At 63.1% G+C, this 2,003-nt stretch carries 2 protein-coding genes; one reads left to right on the plus strand and one right to left on the minus strand.

Annotated elements, in window-relative coordinates; translation table 11 throughout:
* Positions 1–350: 350 nt before the first annotated feature.
* Positions 351–575 carry a hypothetical protein gene (locus AB0J67_RS40820; RefSeq protein WP_363491153.1) on the plus strand — a complete coding sequence of 75 codons (225 nt, stop codon included), beginning with the start codon at positions 351–353 and terminating at the stop codon, positions 573–575.
* A gap of 101 nt (positions 576–676) precedes the next feature.
* On the opposite strand, the gene AB0J67_RS40825 is transcribed toward AB0J67_RS40820, so the two are convergent.
* On the minus strand, positions 677–1,633 hold the full coding sequence (locus AB0J67_RS40825) for a homocysteine S-methyltransferase family protein (protein ID WP_363491155.1): 957 nt from the start codon (positions 1,631–1,633) through the stop codon (positions 677–679).
* Positions 1,634–2,003: the final 370 nt, after the last annotated feature.

Consider the following 2,003-nt stretch of genomic DNA (forward strand, 5'->3'; position numbering starts at 1 on the left):
GAAGACACGACGAGCCCATCGACGCGGCATCCAAAAAGGATCTGCGATCGGACCAGCAACCGCCACCGTCAGCTATTGCGCACAAGATCGTTAGCCTCGACGCTACGGAGTCATGTCGGTTCAGCACCGCGCGCCGGGCCGTGGCACCTTTGGACGGCCTGCGGTGAGCAAGGCCATGCATTCAGTTTCTGAGCCCACCGTGGCGACCAGGGTGAAGAACGCACCCTGGTCAACCGCGTCCGAGCGGGCCAGGACAAGTCTCCGTCCCAGCGGCCGCCGCGTACAGCCGCCGCCACGCCGCCCTCCGGGCACGCGGCGAGCGCGGCTCCGTCATGCTGAAGTGCTGGCCGATGTTCATCCCCGTCCGCTGCACCGACAGCAAGACCGGTCCATCGCCCGGCCCGGTCCTCGCCCCACCCCGCGCGACATCAACGCCGAATCAGGATGAAATGACCTCGCTGTCCATAGCGGCCATCGCGGCTTCCGACGAAGAGGAAGTGCGCTCGAACATCACCGCGACGGCCACTTCTGCCATGCCCGCCACGAATGGCACGAGCCAGGCACGTCGAAGGTGATTCTGAAGAGCCACCGCCCTTTACCAGAGCGGCGCCGTTGCCACATTGCAGTGCGGCAAATGAGCGGGAGCCCTGTCAGTGCTTCGACCTTCCAGCGGGGTTCAGAACCGAGCTGACGCAGCAGCGTGCGCCGCTGCCCTAATGTGCCTGGCGTCGGTGCCGCAGCACCCCCCGAGAACGGTTACGTTGGGAAACGTCTTCCGTAGTGCCTGGTAGAGCTGACCGAACTCCTGCGGGTCACCGCAATCGAGCTCGGCTGCCTCGTCGAGCTCGGCGTGGCTGAGTCGGGAGGCGTTTGCGCGTACGCCACGAATTCTTTCCACCCATCCGAATTCAGGGGAGAGTACCGGGAGAAAGTGCGTCGGGTGAGCGCAATTGATCATGAAATACGACGAACACCCCGACGTCGCCTCGTCAGTTTCCACCACTGCCTTACCCAGGGGCGTTCCGTCTGGAAGAAGGCCATCAGTCTCGACGGTGAAGGACAGCGCCACCGGAAGCCCAGCGGATCTAGCCGCACGAGCTACGCCGACCGCTTCGTTGACATAGGTCATAGTGATAGCGCTGATCATCTCAGCGCCGCCGGAAGCAAGCATGTCCACTTGCTCCTGATGGTAGGCGTGCGCTTCGGAGGCGCTCATAGTTTCTCCGACCTGGTATCCATCTCCACGAGGCCCGACACATCCGCTAAGAACCGATTTGGTAGGATCGTAGAATTCCGAACGAAGTTCCTGAAGAAGGCGCATCGCGGTAACGTTCGCCAGGGCGAGTCGATCCCGGTCGTAACCGAGCTTCACCGCCCAATCCCGGTTCGCCCTCCAGGTCGGCGATTCAAAGACAAAGCCCGCACCGACCTCGGCCGCTATCGGGGTGTACTCGCGGTAATAACGCTTGAGTAGTTCCCGGCCCTCCGACGACTCCAGCAGAGTGAATGCAGCGAAAAGCGGCAGCTCAGCACCTTTGTTGAAGATGAGGTCGGTCTCAATTCCGCCGTCTGTAAGGAACACTACGTCTTCGACCCATGGCATATGTACACCGGACATAGCAAGCTCTCCCATCTCTACAACCGCGCCCTGCGGCCGGCGGACTCGTGCCGCCGCACGCAGCGATGCCACCCTTGTGCGCCGCCACGTGGACGCCTCTCCAGTTTGCCTCCTGGGTCTTGCAAGCGCCTTTCAACCCGCTTGCACATAGCCCCAGACCTCTACGGTGGCTTCGGTGGAGGAACGTTTCCAATGCTGGCGCACGGCCCAGCTGGGACCCGGACTAGGTTCCGTTCGGTAGAGCAGCGCTATCGGCGCCGCCGGCCTCCGGTCACGTCCACTTGCTCCTATGTCAAGCGTCGGTGAGGAGTGCCCGGAACACGACGTCGGAGAGGCGGCGTTTGAGGGCGCGGAGGGACTCGCTGGTGGTGTCCCCGTCGGCTCG

It is taken from the genome of Catellatospora sp. NPDC049609 (genome assembly GCF_040675365.1).
GTDB lineage: Bacteria > Actinomycetota > Actinomycetes > Mycobacteriales > Micromonosporaceae > Catellatospora.

Bases quoted from the DNA above. Each gene is read 5' to 3' on its own strand.
- AB0J67_RS40820 (WP_363491153.1), top strand. From the start codon at position 351: ATGTTCATCCCCGTCCGCTGCACCGACAGCAAGACCGGTCCATCGCCC.
- AB0J67_RS40825 (WP_363491155.1), bottom strand. From the start codon at position 1,633: ATGGGAGAGCTTGCTATGTCCGGTGTACATATGCCATGGGTCGAAGAC.